Origin of the sequence: Bacillus sp. FSL K6-0069 (genome assembly GCF_038007785.1) — a bacterium.
In the GTDB taxonomy this organism is placed as follows: Bacteria; Bacillota; Bacilli; order Bacillales; family Bacillaceae_G; genus Bacillus_A; species Bacillus_A mobilis.
Window position 1 is genome coordinate 3,415,624 of record NZ_JBBOXN010000001.1, and the last position, 25,842, is coordinate 3,441,465.

The following is a 25,842-nucleotide window of genomic DNA, read 5'->3' on the forward strand; positions in this document are numbered from 1 at the left end:
AGCTATCCTTCAACTATATTTACAAACCAATATTTCGTTTCAATCCTTGATAACTCCCTGCATTTGCAAACCCTTCATTTACCAGTTTTATAAAAGTTTCCGAAAAACCATAATGACTTAATTCGTTAATCGGTACCATTTGCACATCATGAATCGGATTATGATCGAACTCGTTAGAAGGTAGCGTAATTTCACCTTCAATCTTTTCAAGCAGAAATGTAATATGTAATAAAGATGGACTAGCATCTGGTTTATCACAAACATAGAGTAGCTTCTTAATTTTAACTTCTAATCCTGTTTCTTCTCTCATTTCTCGAATCATCGCTTCTTCTAACATTTCACCATTCTCCATCCTTCCTCCAGGTAAAGACCAATCGCGATTAGCAACTTTTTGCTTTACTAGCAATACTTTTTCATCTTCAATTAAAATTCCCGTAACACGAACTTGCATTACATTTTCCATATGTAATCTCCTCTTCCTGTTATATTTACAAATTAATCCTTCCACAAAAAGAACGTATGTTTTATAATTAAAGAAAATTATGGAAGAAAGAAGTTGTTACATTCATGCGTCCAACTTTAACAAAATTTATATCACTTGAAGATTTCCAAAACTATTATTGGTTAAAAGCAGAACTGCAAACATTTTGCCGTGAGCATGGTTTGCCAGCTAGTGGCTCTAAGATTGAAATAACTGAGCGTATCTCACATTATTTACATACTGGTAAAATATTAAAAAACAGCTCTAGTCAAAAGGTGAGTAAAGCTTCCCTCTCTTATAAAGAACTTTCTCTTCAAACGATTATTACTAACAATCACCGCTGTAGCGAAGATGTTCGTGCTTTTTTCAAAGAAAAAATCGGAGCAAACTTCCGTTTTACAGTAGCTCTTCAAAAATTTTTTAAAGAGAATGTTGGAAAAACATATGAAGACGCGATAACGTTTTGGTATGAAGAAAACGAACGAAAAAAAGATCCTACTTATAAAACAACTATTAGCGCGCAGTTTGAATACAATCGCTTTACTCGCGACTTTTTCGAAGATCCAAATAACAACGGCAGATCAAAAGCTGATGCTATCGCTGCTTGGAATGAAATAAAAGCAAAACCTGGTAGTAATGCTTATGTTCCTCAAAAAGTAGAAAACTAGTTCTTTTCTAGTCTTCTACTTTTTCAAATAATAGCGCTAACCCTATTCCACCACCAATTCCTAACGTCGCAATTCCATATTTCATATGCTCTCTTTGCGCTTGATAAAACAAACGTGTTACAAGCATAGCACCAGATGCACCGTACGGATGACCGAGCGCAATTGCCCCGCCATTTACATTTAATTTTTCGAAAGGAATTTGTAACTCCTTTGCACAAGCTACAACTTTTGAGGCGAATGCCTCATTCATTTCAAAATAATCGATGTCTTCTATTTTCACATTCATTTCGTTTAATAATTTGTTCACCGCAAATATCGGCCCCGTCCCCGGAAGCTTTGGATCCACTCCAACTACAGCACTACGGACGAAACGAAGAACAGGCTTGTATCCTAGTTTTCTGGCTTGTCCCTCTTCCATTACAAGAACGGCACATCCTCCATCATTTACACCGCACGAATTACCTGCCGTTACTGTACCATTTTGTAAAAATACGGGCTTTGTTCTTTTAATCATTCTTTCATACTTCATTTCTCGTTTTATAGCTTCGTCAAAAGAGCCATTACACGTAAGTATTTCATCTTGTAAATATCCATTTTCTACTGCTTGCAGTGTCCGTTTATAACTAAGACAAGCGTATTCGTCTTGCATTTCTCGCGTTATTTTATAGCGCTCTGCAACATATTCAGCCGCTATCCCCATATTAGGATCTCCAATTGTTTCTGGTGAAAATCGCGCTCTATTTTGAAAAGGTGATGTACTTGTACTCTCTACTCCTCCTGCAATATAACAAGTACCTGCCCCGCCTTGAATGAAATGACATGCGGTGCGAATAGCTTCCAATCCAGCACCACATTGCCGATCAATTGTTACACCAGGAATATGATAGCCAAGTCCTGCCTCTAAAGCAGATAATCTCGCAACATTCCCTCCTGGTCCAACAACATTACCTAATATGACATCGTCTATTTCTCTCTCAATTCCTTTACTTAAAAACGTAAGAAGCGGCGCTGCTAATTGCTGAACTTCATAATCTTTAAACATCCCATTCTTCTTACCAATGGGCGTCCTTTTCGCTTCTACAATAACCGCTCTATTCATATATCTTCTCCCGGTTTTCAATCATATTTTTTGCTGCAATACGAGCGATTTTCCCGCTGTCTGTATACGGTATTTCATCTACAAAATACCATTCTTTCGGTATTTTAAACGAGGATAATCGTTGTAAGCAAAAACTTTTTAATTGTTGCTTCGTAGCACTTCCTTTTACGATGGCGACAGGTTTTTCAACCCAATAACTATCTTTCACACCAACTACAACTATTTCATCAACGGCTGGATGCTCATGTAATACACTTTCTATTTCTTCTGGAAAAATATTAATTCCTCCAAATAAAATCATATTCTTCTCTCTGCCGACAATATAAATAAAGCCTTCCTCATCTTCATAACCTACATCTCGTACTGTCATCCAGCCATCTTCAGTCAACTCTGGAACTAAAACCTTATCCAATATGTATCCCATAAAAAACTGATCACTATTCACATAAACAGTTCCAATCTCGCCTTTTTGTACTTCTTCTCCTGCTTCATTACATATTCGAACTTGCACATTGTGACAAGGTTTTCCTACTGAATTTGGCCTTCTATCGCTCTCTTCATCAACTAGTGCTGTTACAAAACTTAGTTCCGATGCACCGTAAAATTCATATTTTCGTGCATAAGGAAATATACTCTTTATTTTTTCTTTCGCTTCAGCTTCCCATTTCGCTCCTGACGAAATAATTTTCATTTCATTTTCTATTACTCTGTTTTCTTTATATAAAGATTCTAGCATTGTCGGAACTGTATACATGACCGAGATATGTTCCATTTCTAACTTATCCAACACTTGATCTGGAATAAACTTTCTCATAACGTGCACCGTTTGCCCTACATATAATGCACTTATTGCGCCATATAAGAAAAGAGAATGAACGAGCGTCCCAGCTATTAAAATAGAATCTTCTTTTTTCATATGAAAGTCCTGTATATTGCAATCAAAACTATGAACCCATGATTGTTGCGCCCGTAAAAATGCTTTCGCCTTCCCAGTCGATCCTGATGTAAATCCCATATAGAACGGAGCATTTTGTACATTTTTTACAGGATAATATGTAGGCAGGTAGTTCTCTATCATACGTTTCCACTCATCAATTTCTATTACTCTTTCTTCTTCACCAGGTAGATCATTTACCTTATATCGCTCTGTCACAATCACATCCGGATTACTGATTGCAATTCTTTCTTTGAGCTCATCCTGTTTCCACTTTATATCTAATGGCACACAAACCCATCCAGCCATAGCAGCACCAGCAAATAGTTGTAAAAATTCTATACTATTCTCTAATACAATTGCTATCGTTTTATTCTTCGATTCTTTTTCATTCAACCAGTTTGCTACTTTACACACTGACTCAAACCATTCTTTATATGTTAAAATTCGATCATTTTCCTTTATCGCTATTTTATTTGATTGTATAGAGAGATGTTTTTTATATTCTTTTGTAATTCCCATATAAGTTGTCCTTTCTCTACAAAATAATAAAAAGAAACACGCAATGAACGTGTTTCTTCTCTTTCTTATCCTGCATTTGTATATTTTCCGCTCTTTAGAGCAGGCGTAATAATATGTTTCAATGAACGATGTAATTTCGTTACAAGAATCGCTGCTATAATCGCTTTTATGCAATCACCTGGTAAAAATACGGCACTTACTTTCATCGTCTGCCATATAGAAACATCCATAAAGAAAGCTTGTACAATAATACCAAATACATAAACTACGAAAATACCACCAATTATATTAATACATAATACCTTTATTATAGAAACTTCACGTAAACGCTCAATTAAATAACCAATAACAAACGCTCCAACGATATAACCAAGTAAATACCCTGCACTTGGTCCAACAAATACACCTGGACCACCGCGTCCACCAGCAAGTAATGGCGCTCCTACTCCTACAATAAGTAAGAAAATAAGCTGACTTAATGCACCAAGACGTGAGCCTAACAACCCACCAGCAAGCATAACACCAAGTGATTGTAACGTAATTGGAACTGGTGTAATAGAAAGAGCAATTGGAGGTATTAACCCTAACACTCCCATAATAGAACTAAATAAAGCGACGAAAACTAAGTTTTTTGTATTCATATTTGCTTCTCCTATTTGTAAACTTAAAATGATTTTTAGATAACATATTATAGGAGTTATATTATCTTTCTATTTTGCCTTTGTCAACTTATTTTAAATATAGGTTTACAAATGTTTTTCAATTATTTCTCTTTATGCAAATGCTCAAGTTCTTTTCGAAGCGCCTGTTTTAAAAACTTCCCAACAGATGTTTTCGGTATTTCTTTCATAAATATAATATCGTCTGGTAGCCACCACTTCGCAAACTGTGGTTTTAAAAACTCATATATTTCTTCTTTTTTTACTGTACTATTTTTCTTTTGAACAACGCAGGCAACTGGTCGCTCTTGCCACTGCGGATGAGGAACCGCAACGACAGCTGCTTCAAATATAGCATCATGTGCCATTAATGCATTTTCAAGATCCACTGAAGAAATCCATTCTCCCCCGCTTTTAATAACATCTTTCGTACGGTCAACAATTTTCACGCAGCCTTCTTCATCAACTGTAACAACATCACCAGTATATAACCAACCGTCTCGGAATCCTTCGACAGTACGATCATCGTTATAATAGCTTTCAGCGATCCAAGGTGCTCGTAAACATAACTCTCCCATCTCAGTACCATCCCACTTCACTTCACCGTTTGTACCGACTACTTTCATCTCTACACCAGGGACAAGATATCCTTGTTTTGAGCGGATTTCTAATTGCTCTTCATATGATAATTCTGTTTCATAACTTTTTAAACGTGCAAGTGTTACGAGTGGGCTTGTTTCAGTCATACCATATGCATGTACGAAAGGAACATTATATTTTTGTTCAAATGCTTTAATAACGCTTTTCGGTGCAGCAGCACCACCGCATAATATTCTCGTTATACTAGATAAATCGTAACTATTATTTTCTAATTCTTGTAATACACCGAGCCAAATTGTCGGCACACCTGCTGCTATCGTTACTTTTTCAGCTTGAATCATCTCTAATAAAATTTTTGGCGTAAACATTGGTCCTGGCAGAACTTGTTTAGTTCCAAACCAAGTAGCTGCAAAAGGAAGCCCCCAAGCGTTCACATGGAACATCGGTACAATCGCCATTGCCGCATCACTTTCCGATAAAGCAGCTGTATCCGCTAAACCGAGTGCCATACAATGCAAAACAGTACTACGATGCGTATATACAACACCTTTTGGGTTTCCTGTAGTCGCTGACGTATAACACATACCAGCAGGTGTATTTTCATCAATACCTTTAACAAATTGGAAAGTTGGATCGCCTTCTTCTAATAGCTTTTCATAATGATATACAGGCTCCAGTGTAGTGTCTGGGAGTTCATCTTTATCAGTCATAATAATATAGGCTTGTACAGTTGATAATTCAGATTGAATTTTTTCAACGAGCGGTACGAGATCCTCATCAATAAGTAGAATTCGATCTTCTGCATGCTGAATAATGTATGAAATATGTTGAGGAGATAAACGAATATTAATTGTGTGTAAAACGGAAGCAATACCAGGAATAGCAAAATACGCTTCCACATGTCGATGATGATTCCACGCTAACGTTCCTATACGCTCGCCTTCTTTAATTCCTAATTTTTTTAACGAACTGGAAAGCCTTCTCGTCCTTTCACCTAACTGCTTATACGTTAACGTCGTAACTGTATCATGTGTCCGTGAAACAATTTCTTTCTTTGAAAACAGTTTTTCTGCTCTTTCCATCATGGAACTAATTGTTAGCGGTACATTCATCATCATATTGGTTACATCCCCCTTTAAAGCGTTTTCATTTTTCATTTATTATAACAGACTTCTACAAATGATTACGACATTTTTCTGTATTTTCTGAATTATTTCTTTGGAAATAATTCAGAACGATAAAAAACATGTTTTGAATACGTTGATTCGAAACATGTTTTTTATTCTTTATAAACTATCTACCTTTTTCCTTACTTTCTTTTTCATTTTAAAAATAAAACGATTACTGTATTCCTTATTTTCTACTAAAATTCGATATATCTCCCACACTCCTACAACACGGACAAAAAGATAGACTCCAATTGCAATCAGTACAACACAATACGGATAATACTGCACTAATTCTCCTGAAGTGATATGTTTTTCCTCAAACAAAAACGGTATTGCGCCTGCGGCTATAAAACAAAATCCAACAATCATCACTGCAGCATACTTCTTCTTAATAATCGCATATCTTTTTGTCAATTCTTTTAGAAAGTTTTGATCAAATAGTAGTTCTTCTTTTTTCAGTACATTGTATCGACTCTCTTCTATTGTTGCAGGTACCATCATTGATCCAATTCCAAGGACAGCAATGATAATGACAAGGAATGTTGACATTGTTGCATTTTCTTTAAATAATAAATACGGTATTGTAGATAAAATGAGCAAACTAAATCCTAACGCAATATATTTAGAATTTTTTTGCCCATACACTATATACCCTTCTGCCATTTCCTGACTTACATAATAGCCCTCCACATTTTCATTACTTTGCTCTGCAGTTTCTTTTAATAAATAGTCGAGTGATACTTCAAAAACATTTCCAATCATTATTAACTTTTCAGTTTCTGGAAAACCTTGACCGTTTTCCCATTTACTAACCGCTTGCCTTGTTGTGTTTAATTTTTCAGCTAATGCTTCTTGAGAAAGGCCCTTTTCCTTTCTTAATTTAAAAAGCTTTTCACCAAATCCCATATGTGTGTCCCCCTTTGTTTTCTTACCTAAATTGTATGTAAACATTGCCCTTATCTCTATCTTCCTGCGGTTGCACTTTGTCAACTTACGGTTGCGATTGTGTTAAATAGCGGTTTTGTATACGATTTAGCTAGTTTTCTTTTATGATTATGGTATGAATAAAAACACCTTATCTCAATAACCGATTATAACAATTAAAGGAAGTTTTTGCTATAAAAATACAAAAACCCCCTTATTCATTTAAAGGAGTTTTCGATATGAAATATTCCAAGAAGAACTAATTTTCTTTCTCATATTAATTCACAATTTCTTCTATACATTTTTGTATGTTGTGCAACTATTAATAAGCATCCCACACAGTATATGTTGTCATCTCTTTATATAAGGCATATTCATATATATGTAAAATATTACTCCTATTAACTTCCTTAATAAAAACACTTTTCAATAATCATAATGGCTTCTGCTTAAACTTTTCATAATGTCGTACTTTTAATAAAAGGATATTCCCGCAATCTGTACAAATATAAGCATCTACTGGTGAAGATGTGAACATCGTCTCCTTTTTCCGTATTTGTGCATATCCGACAAACTCACCTTCCCCTATGTTTTGAGAACCACAATTAGAGCATGTCTGCACGTCTTTCTGTTTCATGAGAGCACCACCTTTAATCTGTTTTCACTCCCTTCGACAATTCACTTCCATTTCCCTTCCAAAAAACCTCTTATTCTCTTACATTTCAACAGGAATCTCAAAACAAACATCGTATATGTACTATGAAATATATTAATTAACGGAGGAATTTTATGAGTACAATTATGACGCTCAATACAGCACAAGAAATAGAAAACGCAGAAATACATATGCTTTCTTCTAGATTAGTGATACTGCAAGCAACAAGTGGAAACCCAATGCAAATACAAATGAAAAAATTCGGGAACGCCACTGCCTTTTCATCAAAAATAATTGCTGGTCCTGCTTTTAATACCGTAAAAGGTACTACATTTACAAATACAGATGAGATAGATGAAATCATCTCTTATTATCAATCGCTACAAATCCCTTGTCGTTTTGAAATTACACCCGCTCAAGGTACAGCCGAATTATTTCAATACTTATCTCAAAAAGGTTTTTACCAATCGGGCTTCCATACCGCTTTATATAGTATACCGAGAAAGGATCCATCCCTGCTTCCTTCTAACATTTCAGTACGCCAACTGAAAGAAAGTGAATTTCACATTTTTGCAGACATATATGTACGTGGATTTAATATGCCATCCTTTACAAAAGATGGTGTCCGTCAAAATAACGAAATTCTCTACAATAAACCCGGCTGGCATTTTTTCATAGCCGAAGTTCAAAACACTCCTGCTAGTATAGGCGTTCTCTATATAAATAACGGTGTTGCTTCATTAGCTGCATCTGCTACTTTACCAGAATTTCAACGTAAAGGCTGTCATACTGCATTAATTCAAAAACGAATTGAAACAGCTATTGAATCCAATTGTAATTTAATAATTGGGCAAGCAAAGTTCGGTAGCGGCAGTCAAAATAATATGGAACGTGCCCATATGAAAATTGCTTATACAAAATCAATATGGACTACAAAAGAAATATAATTAACATTCTTTCTCCTTTCATTACAATCTTATACATTCTATGACAATTCCTTTTCTATCCTATTAATCATTTGAATATTCACACTAGATTTGTTACGCTATTACTAGATACATCATTCAACTTGCAATATGAAAAGAGAATTCTAATCAAACTACAAGGAGGAGAAATGTATGACTAAACATGATCATGGTTTAAAAGAAAAAGTAGAAGGTGCTATTGATAAAGTAAAAGGCGAAGTAAAAGAAGTTGTTGGGAAAGTAACTGATAATAAGAAATTACAAGCTGAAGGAAAATGGGATAAAGTGAAAGGCACTGCTAAAGATACTGTAGGTAATGTAAAAGAGAAAGTTCATGAATATAAAGAGCATAGAGAGAATAAATAAAAAAGAACCAGGATGTATGGTTGGGCAAGTAGTGAGTTACTAAAGTTTGTATTTTATATTTGCCGATAAAATTATGTTAAAACGACAAATAGATGCCTAAGGGCATCTATTTGTCTATAAACTGCTATTTTGCTTCTACTATATAACTTCCTAACCACTGAGGCTTCCCCTTACCAACATTCCCCAACATAATACCTTTGCTAGAGTAAAAGGTTACTTTGTGAAATTTGGTTTTAAGTCACCTGTATACGGTTCATGCTCAACAAAGATTTTTATATCTTTTCCATTCGCATCTTTCCCCATTCTTGTATACGTAAATTTCTCTTTATTTAACTCTGTAAGTTCAAGGACCGCACCATATTTATTATTTCCTAACGAAGCGTGGGCCCTTATTTTATTACCATGTACAACATCAAAGAAACCATAGTCTCCACGGCTTTCTCCTGTATTTACATTGAAAAACTCGTATTTATTTGTATTTTTATCGTATTTTGCTAGACTGATTAAGTTTGAGTTGTATTTTGTTACATTATTACCTTGTTCGTCTAATACCACCGTTCCGTTCCAAAGTGTACTAGATAAAATTTCATCTCCATCAACTTCTGTAACTATTTTCCCCGTCGAACTTTCTAAATTTTTATCAGGTCGCGTGAAAGAAAGTTCTTTTTCATGGTAAGGAACATGTTCAACAAACACTTCTACATCGTTCCCTTTTGCATCTTTCCCCATTCTTTTATATGTAAATTTCTCCTTATCTAATTGCGTTAATTCAACAACTGCCTGATAATTTTGCGTTTCAGAAATTAACACTCTTTTCTTTCCATCATTCGTTATAAAAAAGGTACCGCTATCATTACGACTCTCTCCTGTATTTGCATTAAAAAATTCATACCTTGCAGTTTTAACATCATATTTTGCAAGCCCAATGAAATTTTGATTTTCTTTCGTTACATCATTATGATCTTTATCATAGACTTTTGTCCCTTGCCAATTTGTTTCACCAAGTATACTAGCTAGTAGCTGCCCTTTCGTTTGTTCAGTTTTTTTCGTTTCTTGTATTGCATTGTATAAAAATTGTGCGTACTGTTCACGTGTCACATCCATACTTGGAGCAAACTTCCCTTCTCCTACTCCTTTTGCAATATTATTTGTTTGAACAGCACTAATTGCATTTCTTGCCCATGAGTTCGTTGAAACATCATTAAAAGTGTGATCACTCTTTGCCTTTAAATGAAAAGCATTTGTAAGAACTTGTGCCATTTCTGCACGTGTTAAGGATGCCTTCGGTCTAAAGTTCCCATGCTCGTCACCCGTAAACACACCCATTTCTGTTAAAGATAAAATTTCCTTTATATAGCTTGTTGAATCTTCACTTACGTCACCGTATGGGTTTTGATAATTTTTGTTTTCTTCCATATTAAAATAACGATACATTAAAGCTGCAACCTGTTCGCGTGTTACGTTATCTCCAAAACCAAATCTTCCATCATCATAGCCAAAAATGATTTTCTCACCTGTTAATTGCTGAATCGCCTCATATGCCCAGTGCCCCTTTGGAACATCTTTGAATACACCAGTATGATTCGTTTTTGGTGTAACCTCTTCTGCTTTCACCTCTCCATTCGTTTCACTTAATAGACTTCCACCTAAAACTGCTGATATGATACATGTTTTTAAAATTGTTTTATTCATAGCTTCCCAATCCCTTCCTTCATTTAACAAAGAATTACACCACTTATCTTCCAAAAGAAAATTCTATGTGAGCAATTCATGTTTTAAATTTTGATTACAGCGAATTGGACACAAAGTGTTACACATCCAAATTTCTTCTTTGTAGTATCCATAGCTGCTATATATAGGAATTATAAATAGCAGCTATAAATTGCCCATAAATAAATTATTAAAAAAAGATAAAATTAAGATAATATATTTTTAATCTCAATCAAAAAAAACCTTATTCTTTCTCATCTAGCTTGTTAAGAAAGAATAACGTTTTTTAAATTCTGGGGTCCCTTTTGGTAAAAAAGAAAAGGTTTATTTTATATGGTCAAAAACAATTTCACGGCCCTTTCCAAACAAAACATTGGAAAGAAGCCGTGGCAAATACTTATTTTATAATTGGCGAAAGTTTACTTCCCTTCACTCTTCTCTAACACATACAAATCTTCTTCAATATTAGATAGTTTCTCTGTTACAAGCTTTCTAGCGTCTCCTATTGCTTGATTGTATGCAAACGGTCCTACTAATTTAATCATTTCTTCAATTAAACGCTCTGCTTGGAAACGCCCAATTTCATCTAAATCTTCTTCAACGAAAAATTGCTGAATTTGTGCTACAAGCTCTTCTTTTTTATCATTTGGTATTTTTATATTCATCATCATTTCTTACTCCTCTATATTTAAGATAGTTCGTTTCTTAACTCTACCATAGAAAATCGACTGCCAGGACAACTTTTTGTAACTCCTTCTAACTCCCTATGACCTAGTATATTTTCTTTCTTTATAGCAAACTGCCTCATAAACATTTTACATAAAAAATATAATGCATTCATTTGTGCAATAGTTGGATCATATTTATCAAAATTACCCGTCATGCATATTCCAATTGTATCTCTATTATTATCTTTCGCATGTGCTCCAATATGTAAACCTCGTCCTTCAACTACAGTTCCATCTTCTTCAATAAAATAGTTATAACCGATCCCACTCCATCCTCTTACTTTTTGATGAAATTCATGTGTTTTATACACATCCCATCCATCTTCGGATGTGTGATGGATAATCAATTTATTTATTTTCTCTAAAGGAACTAATTCATCTTGAAATGTTAAATTAACACATTTAATTTCCATGTGAACGGTCTCCCTTACAAATCAATAATCATCATTGTTTTATCATCTGGTCTTATTCTCTTTTCCCCTTCTAGCTCTTCAATAATTGCTACATATTCATTTATACTATTCTTTCTTATATATGCAACAGTTTGTTCGAGTGGCCAATCTGGGTGGAATAAACCGTCTGAACAAATAAAAATCCCGCTCACTTCATCTATATGTAATTCCCCATGTTGTAAATAATGTATCGCTTCTTTCATTCCATTTGCAACGGAATACCCACCCTGCATATTTGCAAGATAACGATTGTATTTTAACTGTTCTTTCACATCTTGAAAAATATGTTCTTCTGGTACAGATAACCCTTTTTGACGATCTTCTTCTCTCTTCTTTTTTGCTCGTTTACTAATTCCTTCGACTGTGTCTTTCGTTAATACTTGCATCGTTCCATTTTGAAGTATTGCGACAATCATACAGTCCCCTAATTGTGCATATTCAATTTTCTCACCATCTATTTGAACTGCCGCAATACATGTGCACCACAAATGCTCTTTCTTTCTCATGTTTACTTCATATTCTAACATTTTGCTTTGCAATGCTTCATTTGCTTTTGCAACTGCAACTGGCAAACTATGATTTTCGCAGAATGAATTAAAATAACTTGCAAATAAATGTGAAGCGATGTATGCTCCATTATGTCCCTTTTCATCATGAAACGGGACGAGTGGTGTTGCCCCATCACATACACCATAAATCTTTTTTTCTTCATTACAAAAATAAGAATCCTCACATTCTTGCTTCAACGGGCTTTTCTGTTGATATGTTTTTATCTTCACAACTGTATCCCCTTTCAAATGATAAAATACTCGAATTCTTTTGATTAATCTAATTTTCCGAAATAAACTGTTTTTACCCAAAACTTTCAATATCATATATAATCTTGAAATAATATGAATTTTTTAGTGAAGGACGGGAAAGAGATGGTCAGATTTCTTGGTGTTATTATTGGTTCTATTATTATTGCGATTGCCTTTAATCTTTTCCTTATCCCCCACAAAATTTTAAGTAGTGGAATTGGCGGAATTGCTATTATTTTAGGGATTGTAACTCCTGTAAACACAGGTATTATTAACTTCGTATTAAACTTACCTATCCTTATTTTAGGCTACATAGGTCTTGGAAAAAAAGTTATTTTTAACACTGTTATCTCTGTTATTGTATTATCTGTTGCATTATACTATGTTCCAGTGAAAGTCGTAGCAACAGATCCACTTTTATCATCTATCTTTGGTGGTGTCATTGCCGGAGCTGGTATCGGTCTTGTTTTTAACTGTAATGGATCAACTGGTGGATTTGATATTATCGGTATGTTGTTGTCTCGCAAACGTGACATTAAACTTGGCGGATTCCTTATTATTTTAAATGCAGTCGTTGTAATCATTGCAGGATTCTTCTTCACTTGGGATGTTGCTCTTACAAGCTTACTTTCCATTTATGTAACTGGTAAAGTTATCGATGCTATTCATACGAAACATCGGAAGGTTACACTTATGATTGTAACAAATGAAGCAGAAAAAATGAAAAAACAACTTCTTTCAACTGTTGTACGTGGAATTACATTACTTGATGGCGAAGGTGCTTATTCCAGCGAAAAGAAACGTGTACTTATGACAGTCGTTTCTCGTGAAGAATTAGCAAGTATGAAATTAACAATTTCTGAAATTGATCCTCATGCATTCGTTAACATTACAGAAACGGTTGAAGTATTAGGATTGTTTAGAAAAGGTTAAAAAACTAGGTGGATTTCCACCTAGTTTTTATTTTCCATAAATTCAATTCGATTTCCGAACGGATCTGACACATAAAATCTAATTACATCTGGTCGTGCATGATCATCCATTACTTCAATACCTTGCTTTATTAACTCTTCTTTAAATTCATCAATTTTTAAAACATAAAAAGCCGGATGCGCTTTTTTAGCTGGATTGAAGTTTTGCTCAACTCCAATATGAATCTCTTGATTTCCACACTTAAACCAACAGCCACCGCGCTTCTGTAATTCCTCTGGCTTCGGGATTTCCTCCATACCAATTTTATTACTATAAAAATCTCGTGCTTCTTCTTCACACCCTACAGGCGCAGCAACTTGTACATGATCAATACCTTGAATATAATTTCTCATTTTCTCTCCCCCTCTTCTATCCTAATATTATAAGGAAAACCTACTCCTGTAACTTACAAATGCTTTATAAAACAATATAAGCTCCCCTTATTACCACCCTATACGCACTTTTCCAAAATAAAGAAAACAAAATTTATTATATAACTTCCATTTTTTATAGAAATATACATTGCATCTATATTATAGTTATGAATAGACAAATCTTTTTAGATGCTATTTGTACGGAGGAACTATTATGAGTCGTAAAAAATATTCATCATTTCAAAGAAAACGTCATCTGAACATTTCTGGACGTTTGCGAAACCATATACAAGATCGTTCTTCAGCAGAAATGTACGCATCTCTGTTTGAGCACAATCCTGATAGTATTATTTCATTGAACTTAGAGGGAGTTATTCTACATACGAACCCTTCTGTCGAAAGAATATTAGGTTACACTTCTTTAGAATTAGAACAGAAAAATATTACCTCTATTTTAGAAGCTCATATTTCTGAACAAGTATTACAAAATATAAAGAATACTAAAGCGGATAATCAACAAGAGTATATGTTATCTATTTATCATAAAAATGGATTCTTATTAGACGTCGTGACTAAACTAGTTCCTATATTTGTCCAAAATCGTCTAACTGGCGTATATGCCATTATGAAGCCTCTTGAAAAATCAGAAAGAATTGAGAACATGCTAAAAGAAAGCGAGAAGAGATTACGTACATTAGTGAACTCCATGCCTGCGTTCGTTATATTTAAGGATCATGAAGGGCGCTGGCTTGAAGCAAATGATTACGCACTTTCTTGCTTCAATTTCCACCATGTACCTTACCACGGGAAAAAAGATAGTGAACTCATTCAATATAATGAAGCGTACCGAGAAGCTTTTTTACATTGTGAAGAAGTTGATGAACTAGCGTGGCAACAAAGACAAATTCTTCATGGTGAGGAATTTATTATTCATAGAGATGATTTCGACTTAATCTTAAGTATATCGAAAGTTCCTCTCTATCATCCTGACGGCTCGCGTAAAGGTCTTATCGTAATGGGTAGAGACGTTACCGAACTTAAAGAAACAGAAAAGTTATTACGAAAATCAGAAAAGCTCGCAGTAGTCGGACAACTGACAGCTGGAATTGCCCATGAAATTCGAAATCCACTCACTTCTCTAAAAGGTTTTCTAACATTGCTACTCCCTGAAATCAATGAGGAGCAGAAATGGTATATCGATGTTATGTTAAGTGAGATTTCACAGATGGAATCTATTACAAGTCAATTTATGGCGATGTCTAAACCACAAGTATTATCTATCCAAACTTGTAACATACAAACTTTAATTGAAGAAGTAGTTACATTTATTTTACCAACTGCTATTATGCATAGTGTCCATATCATTATGGATCATTTTGATTACAAACATGATATTCAGTGTGATGGTAACCAATTAAAACAAGTTTTTATAAACATATTAAAAAATGCGATAGAAGCGATGCCAAATGGCGGAAATATTTACATCCAAACAAAACCATTTGATGATACTTTCATTTTAATACGGATTATTGATGAAGGTTGCGGTATCCCAGAAGATCGTATCTCTCGTCTAGGCGAACCGTTTTATAGTTTAAAAGAAAAAGGAACTGGACTAGGATTAATGATGTGTTACAAAATAATTGAGGAACATCATGGTAAATTACACATTTCAAGCGAATTAAATCAAGGTACAATCGTTGATATTCAATTGCCACTTTCTTCATCTCATCTTGCGATTCAGTCGTAAATAATAAAAGAAGCATCTGCTAATTGTTAGCAGATGCTTCTTTTTTAAAATGCTTTGTCATACCATTCTTTTCCTTTTTCTACTTCACCCATTGTTAATTGATGCCCTCTATTTTCCCAGTGCATTGTTACGTTTGCAGTTGCACTTTCTAATAATGCCTTCAATTCCTCTGACTCTGCTGATGAACAAATCGGATCATTTGTCCCAGCAGCAATAAACACGGATTTCCCTGCTAAATTAGGTAATTGTGTTCCTCTTCTAGGCACCATTGGGTGATGGAGCACAGCGCCTTTTAATGCATTTTCGTAATGGAATAATAAGCTTGCAGCAATGTTTGCTCCATTTGAATAACCGATAGCTACAATGTTATTTCTATCAAATTCATATGTTTTTGCAGCTTCATCTAAAAACTCATTTAATTCCTTCGTACGGAAAATCAAATCTTCTTCATCAAAAATGCCTTCTGCCAATCTACGGAAGAAACGTGGCATGCCATTTTCTAATACATTTCCCCTAACACTTAATACAGATGCTTCCGGATCAACTATTTCTGCAAGTGGTAATAAATCTAATTCATTACCACCTGTACCATGAAGTAATAACAACACTGGTTTTGACGTATCTTTTCCTTTTTGAAAAACATGTTTCATCATAATCTTTTTCCCCTTTCAATCACTTTTCGTCTAAATTTCTCACTTCAAATGGTAAAAGTGTTTGTTCAATTTGTTTTCTATGTGTTTCATATTGCTCCGGTAACTTTAATTCCTCACCCATCGTCTCTAACGATTCGTCATGAGCGAAACCAGGAGGGTCTGTTGCAATTTCAAATAAGATTTCGCCGTGTTCTCTAAAATAAATTGCGTTAAAATAATTGCGATCTTGTACAGGCGTTACGTGATATCCAAAACGAGACACACGCTCTTTCCAATCTAATTGATCAGCATCATCACTCGCTCTCCAAGCAATATGATGAACTGTACCAACACCCATTTGACCACGCCCGATTTTTGATAATCTCAAGTCGATAATATTTCCAATATCAGCAGAAGAACGGAATCGAACAAATTCACCTTCTTCTCCAATTTTCTCAAGACCCATAACATGCTCTAACAATTCAGCAGTTTTTTGAGGTTGTGCAGATAAAAGAACAGCACCGCCAAATCCTTTAATTGCCACTTCTGGTGTAACTTCTCCAAAACTCCAATTATTTAATTCGCCTTCTTCTCTTTCAACTAATTCTATATGCAAACCATGTGGATCATCAAATTCTAAATACTGTTCTCCAAATCGAGTCATTTTTGTATACGAAACATCAAATTTTTCTAATCTATTTTCCCAAAAATCCATTGCGCCCTTTGGTACGACATAAGAAGTGATTCCTACTTGACCATCACCAATAATGCCTTGACGAGCACCTGCCCATGGGAAAAACGTAATAATCGTTCCGGGCTTCCCTCCTTCATCACCAAAATAAAGATGATAAGTACCTGGATCATCAAAATTCACTGTTTGTTTCACTAAACGTAAACCTAACACACCAGCATAAAAATCTACATTTTCTTGTGGGTGTCCTACGATTGCTGTAATATGATGTATTCCCATCGTTTTCTTTTCCATTTTCTCCGCCCCTTTTTATTTCATTTTAAAAACTTTTATACATTCAAATTCATTATTCATTTTGTCCATACTGCAAAGTAAAATCCTCTATTATAATTTTATCTCGAATTCGAGATAACCCCCAAAAAAATATTTACTCCATCTGAAATCTTTATTCGTAACACAAATTATCTTGAACCTGAATTTATTATAAGTTACTTACTTTTAGTTGTCAACAAGTTCCTTATTTTCATTTTAAATAAAAAGAGAGTAAACACCAATTTAGTTTACTCTCTTTGCAATTTATTTCGTTTCCTCTTCCAGCACTGCTTCCATCTCATTAAATTCACGATGAATTGCTTTCACTGGTTCTTTCGTTAATAAACTTACAACAATAACAGCTAATAAGCTACAGAAGAATCCAGGTACCATTTCATACATAGTCGCTTTTAAACTTGGAATTTGTACCCAAGTAATAACAACTACTGCACCTACAATCATACCAGCAAGAACGCCCCATTTGTTCGTTCTCTTCCAATATAAGCTTAATAAAATAGCGGGTCCGAATGCTGAACCAAATCCCGCCCAAGCATAACCGACAAGTGTTAGAATTGTGTCACTTGGATGATACGCTAAAGCAACTGCAATCATAGCTACTACTAATACTGACAGCCTACCGATAAATACAAGTTCTTTGTCACTTGCGTCACGACGGAAAAATGTTTTATAGAAATCTTCCGTTACTGCACTTGAAATAACAAGTAATTGCGAGGAAATACTACTCATAATCGAAGCCAAAATAGCTGATAATAAAAATCCAGTAATGTACGGGTGGAATAAAATGTTTGAGAATGTTACAAAGACCATTTCTGGGTCTTGTAACGTTGCATTATTTTTAGCGTAATAAGCAATACCAATTAAACCAGTAAGCATTGCACCTATAATTGAAATCGTCATCCAACCGATACCGATTCTACGAGAAGTTTTTAAATCTTTAATAGAAGTAATCGCCATAAAGCGGACAATAATATGTGGTTGACCAAAATACCCAAGACCCCATGCTAAAAATGAAATAATCCCAAGAATTGTAGTCCCTTTAAAAATATCTAAATGCGATGCATCAACTTGTTTAATTGTATTGAATGTTTCTGTTACACCGCCCACATCTGTAAAAGCAACAATTGGCACTAATACAAGAGCAATAAACATAATACATCCTTGCACAAAGTCGGTCCAACTTACTGCTAAAAAACCACCGAATAGTGTATAAGCAACTACTACACCGACAGTTACAAATAAACCAATCTTATAATCTAGGTTGAAAGAATTTTCAAACAAACGTCCACCTGATACTAAACCAGCCGACGCATAAAATGTGAAAAATACTAAAATGACGATAGCGGAGACAAAACGAAGTATTTTCGTACGATCTTTAAATCGATTCTCTAGAAAGTCTGGAATCGTAATTGAATCATTTGCCACTTCTGTATACGTTCGCAAACGCGGGGCAATAATTAAATAGTTTGCATAAGCACCTATTAATAAACCTATCGCAATCCATACACTTGATAATCCTGTTGCATACATCGCACCAGGTAATCCCATTAGCATCCAACCACTCATGTCCGAAGCACCAGCTGATAAAGCTGTAACTGCTGGACCGAGTCCCCTTCCGCCTAACATATAATCTGATAAATCGGATGTCTTCTTATAAGACCAATAACCGATATACAACATACCTGCCATATAAATAGCAAGCGAAACCATAATCTCAATCTTCACCAAATCTCTCCCTTAGTTACATAAGCCATTCAAAATTTCGAAAGATGACTTTTTCTATTTTCTTGTTTTCGCTTATGGTTCCCTACCTTAACAAACATTTTTTGTTCTTTCAAGTGAACAAGCCAATTTCACTACATGTAAAAACCTTTATAAACGCCTTTATCCCAGTGGATTACCCGGCTTTCAAAATAAATTAAAGTAAAAATATTCAGAAAATATATCATACACTTTTTCACTCCTCATTCCCAAATTAAAAAGCCATACAAATGTATGACTTTTAATCTATTAAACATAGCTTATTTTCTATTTACTAGTAGGAAACAGTTCCGAAAGAGGCACCACCCTCCCCACCTCATCTTTAAACACAATATGTTCTCTCGTTAAATGGCGCGGACTCTTTACTCCCGCTGCTGCCGCAAGTGAGAACAAACTATATCTCATACTAACAACATAATTCATTACGCGCCATTTCTTCTCATACGGATCTAACGCTTTTTGATAATGAGGATTCGTCGTCGCCACACCAGATGGACATTGCCCCGAATTACATTGAAGCGCCATAATACATCCACTTGCCATCATAAACCCGCGTGCTGAATTTATAGCATCAGCACCAATAGCTAAAGCAATTGCCACTTTATCTGGTGTAATTAATTTCCCCGAGGCAAACACTTTGAATTTGTCCCGAACACCATAATGATTCGCTGTATCAATACATGTCAGTAACGCTGGAATAAGCGGCATCCCCATACTATCTGCCATCGATTTATACGTTGCACCTGATCCACCTTCTGAACCATCTATTGTAATAAAATCTGGATAGATGTTTAACTCGTTCATCGATTTGAATAAATCTTCCAACGGCCCCTGCTGTCCAATTACAATTTTCATACCGACAGGTTTACCTCCGTTTTCTTGCAACTGCTGAATAAAATAAAGTGTATCTGCTGCATTATTTAAAAATGAAAATCGATTCGGTGAATTAATCGTTTCTCCTTCTCGTACATTTCGAACAGAAGCAATTTTCTCATTTACTTTTTGTCCCTCTAGATGACCGCCACGTATTTTAGCCCCTTGCCCAAATTTCAATTCGAATGCTTTAATATTTCTTTCTTTCGCTTTCTCCATGAATTGCTCCATTGAAAAATTACCATCCTCATCACGGTAACCAAATAATCCTGGACCAATTTGCGCAACGATATTTGCACCTGTATGTAAATGTTCTGGTATTACACCACCTTCTCCCGTATTAATCCACGAACCGCCAGCCATCTTCGCACCAAATCCACTCGCTAATATATAATTTTCGCCAATCGCACCGTAAGAAGTTGCTGATGCTCCAAACATGCCATACAGTTTCCATGGATATTTACGATTTTCACCGACGATAACCGCATCATCTTCTTTATATAACCAAAGATTCGTTGTATCCGCTGTCAATTTTTCTCTTCGTGAAAATAACCCTTCTTTATGAATCACATACTTTTTCCCTTCACGTTCTTGCGCTACATTCACACTTAATTCTTCTGTTAATATCGGAAATAATGTATTAGCAATATAATAACCAGATGTATCAAAATCTCGTTTTGATCCAAAGCCAAGTATTTCAGAACGATACTTTGCTAAAAACATTACACTTTGAAAATCATACCGTGAAAAAGGCTTTCCATCCGTATCATGATCAAACCAATATTGCCTAAATTCAGGCCCTATCTTTTCAAGTAAATAACGCATCCTTCCTAAGTATGGATGTAGCTTTAATATAGAATGATGTGTCCGTTTTTTAATAAAAAATGTAATAATAAAAAAAATAATTAATAGTAGCATGAATAAGAGCAATATACTAATAATAACGAGTAGCGTTTCACTCATCCCGCTTCCTCCTATGAAAATCCATAATAAAAGGAGAACACCTGATGTGTTCTCCTTTTATCTTTATTCAAATTAATGTAACAAGATGCTCTTTCGCATCATATTCAACTAAACTTTCAGCATTTTTAATTCGATGAACAAAATCTGGATTAGCAATTAAAGGTCTTCCGAATGCCGCTACATCAATCGTTCCTTCTTGCAACGCTTCTTCAGCCTCTTTCGGATTTAAATTCCCTACTCCTACAATCGTACCATCCCAATATTTTCTTACTAATTGATGAAAATTCTTTCCGTCAGCAATGACTGCCGTATAATTCATCGTTGAAGGGTGAATCATCGTTAATCCAACTTCTTTGAACATATTTACAAACGTTTCAATTGCAAGCTCAGGGCTTTCCCACATATAAGTAGGATTATCACCTTTGAAAGCAGAGAAACGAAGAAGTGTTTTATTAGCTCCAACAGCTTCTATTACAGCCGCCGTTACTTCTTTCATAAACGTTAACCTTTCCTTTAAGTCTCCGCCGTATTTATCAGTACGCTTATTTGCAAACTCATAAGTAAATTGATCGATTAAATATCCGTGTGCACCGTGTATTTCTACTCCATCAAATCCAGCTTCAATTGCATTCTTCGCAGCTTGTGCGTATTGACCGATCACTTCTTGTATTTCTTCTAACGTCATTGCTTCTGGCGTATCAAACGGTTTACGAAAACGTGGAACATTTCCCTCTGCAGCGATAGCAGACGGTGCTTGTGGCATTTGCCCACCAATTATTTCGTGATGACTCATACGTCCAACATGCCATATTTGAGCAATAATCGTTCCGCCTTCTTTATGTACTGCCTCTGTAACAGGCTTCCACGAATCGATTTGTTCTTGTGTATAAATTCCTGGTACTCCTGGATTTCCTTTTGCTCTTGGGCTAATGACGATTCCCTCTGTAATAATTAATCCAACTCCATCAGCTGCACGCTTTCTATAGTACTCGACTACATCAGTACCAACTACTCCCGTTTCATGATTTGCGAAACATCTCGTCATCGGTGCCATTGCTATGCGATTACGAAGAGACCAAGATCCAATTTGAATCTGATTAAACAACTTTGTTTCTTCAATATTTTCAAAAAATCCCCAAGCACTTATATTTGTTCCTTCATAAATACTTGCTGCTTTATTATTTGAACTTGTCATTTTTCTTCCCCCTAAAAAAATTATTACTACAATCGCATCATACTTACTTTTAGATAGTAACGTCAATTTATACGCCTTTACCATCAAACATTCGAATATCAAAAAAACAGAATGATACAAATAAAAAAAGGTTTCCTAGGAAGGAAACCTTTTTTAGTTTACCGTATATGGATGACAACTCATTAATCTCTTTTATATAAAGAAAATAAACAATTATTGTCTCTTCACATATAAAAAACTTTAAAAATAGAAGTGAAAGTGGTTCAGTATTCTTCTAAAAATAATAACTTATAAACCTAAAACAATGAAAGCCCTACCTCTCTTTCATCCTTACGGCTCCTCGTCCGTGCCAGTGTGAATCAGGATTGCAAAAATCAAGTAACTATTCTATCGAAGTGTTTAATTAAACTTCGAACATTCGTAAAGAATTTTAAAAATAAAAATGGGTTTGATTGTAGTAATAACAAAAGGGGTTAATGCTCTAAAAGTGGTTTGAAAGAGTTGAATGTCTTTGAAATGATTAATTTTCTATAATTATGTTCCCAAAAAATTCAAAATCTTTTTTGGGATGTAATACATTATTTTTAATGAATCTTAACAAAAGCTTTTTATTTGACTTTCTGTGATACCTTCAATTAATCCCAGTTCACTAATCAAAAATTCGTGTGCGTTATCTAACATTTTCTTTTCGCTTGCATTAAGTGCTTTTTCTTTCTGCATACGTAATAAATCCCGTACAACTTCAGCACCTTCTTGTATTTTACCCGTCTTTATTTTATCAGTGTTCAATTTATACCTTTGTTTCCACGTAAGTAATCTATCAGATTCTCCATGTTGAAAAATATCCAATATGTGTGCTATTGCCGTTATATCCGTGACTGGTCGTATATTTGAGCTCAATATTCTCCCTGCCGGAATCATTACTTCCATGTTACTATCCGACATTTTTATAACATAATACTGTTGTTTTTCTCCTGCGATTTCCTTCTCTTCTATGGCTTTAATTATACCTGCTCCGTGCATTGGATAAACAATGTTATCGCCAATTTGAAACAAATAATCCACCTCCATATATGGTAACCTTCTCAATCTTAACATACAATTTCTTTTTTAGCAAAATTTTTATTTTATCATAAAATTATTTTTCATGTCAATCCTTTCGAACTAAGAAAATAAATTCGTAAAATATCACTAAAAACCCGCAATCTTATTAACTTTTCCACAACATATATACATTCTAATTTCACCTTCTCTTTTTACATAAAAACACATTACTACATATAAGTAGTAATGTGTTTTTTATACGGAATCGTTAAACATTCCCTATTAATTTCACGCCTATATACTAACCTGCTTGCGGACTGTCTCTCTCGCTAAAAGAAAACTCATAATCACTTGCGCGGCTACTCGACTCGTCATATCCCTAAAATCAAGTGTTGGATCAATCTCTACAATATCCATCCCTTGAACGAGCGGTTCTTTACCAATAAATTCAATCGCATCAAGTAAAGTCGTACTATCCATTCCGCCAGGACCAATTGCTGGACAACCTGGTGCAAATGCTTGATCTAGTACATCCATATCAAGAGAAATGTAAATAGAAGTCACACCTTGCTTTCTTAATACTTCAATACTTTCTGTCATAAGATCTTTGATTTCTCGCTCTCGTACATCTTTCATTGTATACACTGTCACGCCATGTTTTTTTGCATATTCATGGTACGCTCGCGCATTTGAAAAATTGCGAATTCCGATTTGAACGAGTTGTTTTCCTGTAATGACACCATTTTCTAGTAAACTACGGAACGGTGTACCATTTGATGGGCCACCATCATCTAAATTACGTAAATCATGATGGGCATCAAATTGAATAATCCCGACCTTTCCTTTACTGTTTGCAAATCCTGTTATACTCGGAAAACTAATCGAATGATCCCCGCCAAGAACGATTGGTATCATGTTCGGATTTACTTTCGTTACATGACCAACTGTTTTCGCAATTCGGTTATGACTTTCTTTTATATCCGTCACATGCATCGTAATATCGCCGCAATCATATAAGACACTTTCCTTCATATCATGTTCTTCTGTAATTGCGTACGTGCTATATGCATCTAACATCGCACGAATTGTTTTTGGAGCAAAGCTCGCTCCTGAATGACTAATAGATGGTTTAGAAAGGGGTGCTCCAATTAAGGCAGCACCGAATATTTCCACGCCTTCCTCCCAATCTTTAATCATTTCACTCCATTTCGTCACTTCACGATCGATAAACTTTGCATTCTTCTTTAAATAGTGGCCGTGCTCCACGATTGTTCACCTCTTGTATATGCGATATTACCATTCTTCCATACTGTATTTACATGACTTACGCCGTAATGATACGGTACGTAAGCATAATTGTAAGCATCCCATAAAACTAAATCTGCCTTGCGACCAACTCTAATTTTCCCAGCTACGTCCCCACGATTAATTGCGTAAGAAGAGTTAACTGTTACCGCGTTCCAAACTTCTTCTGGTGTCATTTTCAGCTTGAGCATTGCGATGCTCATAATAAGCTGAATGTTTTCAGTTGGACAACTACCTGGGTTAAAGTCTGTAGCTAGCGCAACCGCAACACCTTCATCAATCATTTTTCGGCCACGAGCAAAGCTTTCTTTATTTAAATAGAAAGTTGTTCCTGGTAATAAAGTCGCTACTGTATTAGAGTTTGCAAGCATTTCAATTCCTTTATCAGAAGCGCCAACTAAATGGTCCGCTGATGCTGCACCAATTTCAGCCGCTGCTTCCGCACCACCAAGAGGGTCAATTTCATCAGCATGAATTTTCACATCAAAGCCAAGCTCTTTCGCTTTTAATAAAAACTCTTTCGACTCTTCGACAGAGAACACGCCTGTTTCGCAGAAAATATCAACGAATTCAGCTAATTGCTTCTCTTTCATTTCTGGCAGTAAGTCTAACATCCATTGTAAAAATTCTTTTGATTTCCCTTTATACTCTTTCGGAACTGCATGAGCACCTAAAAATGTGGAAACTAAATCAATTGGGTGCTCTTTTTGCAATTGCGCAGTTGCCTCTAATTGTTTCCATTCTGTCTCATCATCTAATCCGTAACCACTCTTCGCTTCTACAGTTGTAACTCCAAAAGATAGCATACGGTCTAAATGAAATTTCGCTTTTTGAACAAGTTCTTCTTTCGACGCCTGTTTCGTTGCATTTACAGTTGAAAGAATACCTCCGCCTTGTTCTAAAATTTCTAAGTACGGAACTCCTTGCAATTTTAGTGCGATTTCATTTTCACGAGATCCACCAAATACAAGATGAGTATGGGGATCAACAAGACCAGGAGAAACCATTTTCCCGCCGCAATCAATAACTTCTTTCGCTTGTAATCCTTTCGCTTCTTCCGCTGTTCCAACGAAAGTAATTACGCCGTTTTCAATTCCAATCACACCGTTTTCGATAACAGGAAGCGTGTTCATCGCTTCCCGTCTTAACAAGCCATCTTCTTGATCCATTGTTAGTAATTGACCGATATTTATTAGTAAAGTGTCCAGCATGTTTTCTCCTCC

The 25,842-nt window shown here is 35.2% G+C and carries 25 protein-coding genes and 1 pseudogene; 5 read left to right on the forward strand and 21 right to left on the reverse strand.

What is annotated here, in order from left to right:
- Window positions 1-19: 19 nt before the first annotated feature.
- A complete protein-coding gene (locus MHB74_RS17505) occupies window positions 20-463 on the reverse strand; it encodes an NUDIX domain-containing protein (RefSeq protein ID WP_061678573.1) in 444 nt (147 codons plus the stop codon).
- 104 nt (window positions 464-567) lie between these two features.
- Between MHB74_RS17505 and MHB74_RS17510 the strand changes: the two genes are divergently transcribed.
- Window positions 568-1,149 (forward strand): DUF6434 domain-containing protein, encoded by a 582-nt coding sequence (locus MHB74_RS17510; RefSeq protein WP_061678572.1) that lies wholly within the window; start codon window positions 568-570, stop codon window positions 1,147-1,149.
- A gap of 7 nt (window positions 1,150-1,156) precedes the next feature.
- Here MHB74_RS17510 and MHB74_RS17515 read toward each other — a convergent pair whose 3' ends face one another.
- From MHB74_RS17515 to MHB74_RS17540, 7 genes and pseudogenes are all read right to left on the reverse strand, one after another.
- Complete coding sequence (locus MHB74_RS17515; RefSeq protein ID WP_061678571.1) at window positions 1,157-2,248, reverse strand: acetyl-CoA C-acyltransferase; 1,092 nt, start codon at window positions 2,246-2,248, stop codon at window positions 1,157-1,159.
- A complete protein-coding gene (locus tag MHB74_RS17520; protein ID WP_061678570.1) occupies window positions 2,241-3,704 on the reverse strand; it encodes an acyl-CoA synthetase in 1,464 nt (487 codons plus the stop codon). The genes MHB74_RS17515 and MHB74_RS17520 overlap by 8 nt, the downstream gene beginning before the upstream one ends.
- Before the next feature lie 65 nt (window positions 3,705-3,769).
- Window positions 3,770-4,345 (reverse strand): biotin transporter BioY, encoded by a 576-nt coding sequence (locus tag MHB74_RS17525; RefSeq protein WP_061678569.1) that lies wholly within the window; start codon window positions 4,343-4,345, stop codon window positions 3,770-3,772.
- Window positions 4,346-4,467: 122 nt separating this feature from the next.
- Window positions 4,468-6,081 carry a long-chain fatty acid--CoA ligase gene (locus MHB74_RS17530; RefSeq protein ID WP_061678568.1) on the reverse strand — a complete coding sequence of 538 codons (1,614 nt, stop codon included), beginning with the start codon at window positions 6,079-6,081 and terminating at the stop codon, window positions 4,468-4,470.
- Window positions 6,082-6,249: 168 nt separating this feature from the next.
- Window positions 6,250-7,038, reverse strand: a complete 789-nt coding sequence (locus MHB74_RS17535; RefSeq protein ID WP_061678567.1) for a helix-turn-helix domain-containing protein — start codon at window positions 7,036-7,038, stop codon at window positions 6,250-6,252.
- A gap of 343 nt (window positions 7,039-7,381) precedes the next feature.
- A pseudogene (locus MHB74_RS29220) lies at window positions 7,382-7,486 on the reverse strand (GNAT family N-acetyltransferase); the annotation flags it as partial.
- A gap of 3 nt (window positions 7,487-7,489) precedes the next feature.
- Window positions 7,490-7,693 carry a hypothetical protein gene (locus MHB74_RS17540; protein ID WP_000810209.1) on the reverse strand — a complete coding sequence of 68 codons (204 nt, stop codon included), beginning with the start codon at window positions 7,691-7,693 and terminating at the stop codon, window positions 7,490-7,492.
- 152 nt (window positions 7,694-7,845) lie between these two features.
- Between MHB74_RS17540 and MHB74_RS17545 the strand changes: the two genes are divergently transcribed.
- On the forward strand, window positions 7,846-8,658 hold the full coding sequence (locus tag MHB74_RS17545) for a GNAT family N-acetyltransferase (RefSeq protein ID WP_061678566.1): 813 nt from the start codon (window positions 7,846-7,848) through the stop codon (window positions 8,656-8,658).
- 171 nt (window positions 8,659-8,829) lie between these two features.
- Complete coding sequence (locus MHB74_RS17550) at window positions 8,830-9,042, forward strand: CsbD family protein (protein WP_061678565.1); 213 nt, start codon at window positions 8,830-8,832, stop codon at window positions 9,040-9,042.
- 213 nt (window positions 9,043-9,255) lie between these two features.
- Here MHB74_RS17550 and MHB74_RS17555 read toward each other — a convergent pair whose 3' ends face one another.
- The 4 genes from MHB74_RS17555 to MHB74_RS17570 form a co-directional block, all read right to left on the reverse strand.
- The gene (locus MHB74_RS17555; protein ID WP_061678586.1) at window positions 9,256-10,734 is read right to left on the reverse strand and encodes a DUF4822 domain-containing protein; all 1,479 of its coding nucleotides are present in this window, start codon (window positions 10,732-10,734) and stop codon (window positions 9,256-9,258) included.
- A 437-nt stretch (window positions 10,735-11,171) separates the two neighbouring features.
- Window positions 11,172-11,423: a DUF2164 domain-containing protein gene (locus MHB74_RS17560; RefSeq protein ID WP_001983516.1), complete on the reverse strand. Its 252-nt coding sequence runs from the start codon at window positions 11,421-11,423 to the stop codon at window positions 11,172-11,174.
- A gap of 17 nt (window positions 11,424-11,440) precedes the next feature.
- Window positions 11,441-11,893: a peptidoglycan recognition protein family protein gene (locus MHB74_RS17565; RefSeq protein WP_061678564.1), complete on the reverse strand. Its 453-nt coding sequence runs from the start codon at window positions 11,891-11,893 to the stop codon at window positions 11,441-11,443.
- A gap of 14 nt (window positions 11,894-11,907) precedes the next feature.
- The gene (locus MHB74_RS17570; RefSeq protein ID WP_141658064.1) at window positions 11,908-12,729 is read right to left on the reverse strand and encodes a protein phosphatase 2C domain-containing protein; all 822 of its coding nucleotides are present in this window, start codon (window positions 12,727-12,729) and stop codon (window positions 11,908-11,910) included.
- Window positions 12,730-12,855: 126 nt separating this feature from the next.
- Here MHB74_RS17570 and MHB74_RS17575 point away from each other — a divergent pair, with 126 nt between their 5' ends.
- Window positions 12,856-13,665 (forward strand): YitT family protein, encoded by an 810-nt coding sequence (locus MHB74_RS17575; RefSeq protein ID WP_000251342.1) that lies wholly within the window; start codon window positions 12,856-12,858, stop codon window positions 13,663-13,665.
- Between the two features lie 20 nt (window positions 13,666-13,685).
- Here MHB74_RS17575 and MHB74_RS17580 read toward each other — a convergent pair whose 3' ends face one another.
- Window positions 13,686-14,057, reverse strand: coding sequence for a VOC family protein (locus MHB74_RS17580; RefSeq protein ID WP_061678562.1), 372 nt, complete (start codon window positions 14,055-14,057; stop codon window positions 13,686-13,688).
- A 235-nt stretch (window positions 14,058-14,292) separates the two neighbouring features.
- Between MHB74_RS17580 and MHB74_RS17585 the strand changes: the two genes are divergently transcribed.
- Window positions 14,293-15,825 carry a BA3702 family sensor histidine kinase gene (locus MHB74_RS17585; RefSeq protein ID WP_061678561.1) on the forward strand — a complete coding sequence of 511 codons (1,533 nt, stop codon included), beginning with the start codon at window positions 14,293-14,295 and terminating at the stop codon, window positions 15,823-15,825.
- A gap of 44 nt (window positions 15,826-15,869) precedes the next feature.
- Here the strand turns inward: MHB74_RS17585 and MHB74_RS17590 are convergent, their stop codons facing one another.
- The 8 genes from MHB74_RS17590 to hutI all read right to left on the reverse strand — a co-directional run bounded on the left by MHB74_RS17590 (window position 15,870) and on the right by hutI (window position 25,830).
- Window positions 15,870-16,478 (reverse strand): alpha/beta hydrolase, encoded by a 609-nt coding sequence (locus MHB74_RS17590; protein WP_061678560.1) that lies wholly within the window; start codon window positions 16,476-16,478, stop codon window positions 15,870-15,872.
- 19 nt (window positions 16,479-16,497) lie between these two features.
- Window positions 16,498-17,442 (reverse strand): ring-cleaving dioxygenase, encoded by a 945-nt coding sequence (locus MHB74_RS17595; protein ID WP_061678559.1) that lies wholly within the window; start codon window positions 17,440-17,442, stop codon window positions 16,498-16,500.
- A 282-nt stretch (window positions 17,443-17,724) separates the two neighbouring features.
- Window positions 17,725-19,203, reverse strand: a complete 1,479-nt coding sequence (gene putP, locus MHB74_RS17600) for a sodium/proline symporter PutP (protein ID WP_061678558.1) — start codon at window positions 19,201-19,203, stop codon at window positions 17,725-17,727.
- Window positions 19,204-19,506: 303 nt separating this feature from the next.
- Window positions 19,507-21,075: an FMN-binding glutamate synthase family protein gene (locus MHB74_RS17605; protein WP_061678557.1), complete on the reverse strand. Its 1,569-nt coding sequence runs from the start codon at window positions 21,073-21,075 to the stop codon at window positions 19,507-19,509.
- A 67-nt stretch (window positions 21,076-21,142) separates the two neighbouring features.
- Window positions 21,143-22,270, reverse strand: a complete 1,128-nt coding sequence (locus MHB74_RS17610; protein WP_061678556.1) for an alkene reductase — start codon at window positions 22,268-22,270, stop codon at window positions 21,143-21,145.
- A 594-nt stretch (window positions 22,271-22,864) separates the two neighbouring features.
- Window positions 22,865-23,326, reverse strand: coding sequence for a CarD family transcriptional regulator (locus MHB74_RS17615; RefSeq protein ID WP_270401660.1), 462 nt, complete (start codon window positions 23,324-23,326; stop codon window positions 22,865-22,867).
- A gap of 282 nt (window positions 23,327-23,608) precedes the next feature.
- Window positions 23,609-24,580, reverse strand: coding sequence for a formimidoylglutamase (gene hutG, locus MHB74_RS17620; protein ID WP_061678554.1), 972 nt, complete (start codon window positions 24,578-24,580; stop codon window positions 23,609-23,611).
- Window positions 24,559-25,830, reverse strand: a complete 1,272-nt coding sequence (gene hutI / locus MHB74_RS17625; RefSeq protein WP_061678553.1) for an imidazolonepropionase — start codon at window positions 25,828-25,830, stop codon at window positions 24,559-24,561. The genes hutG and hutI overlap by 22 nt, the downstream gene beginning before the upstream one ends.
- Window positions 25,831-25,842: the final 12 nt, after the last annotated feature.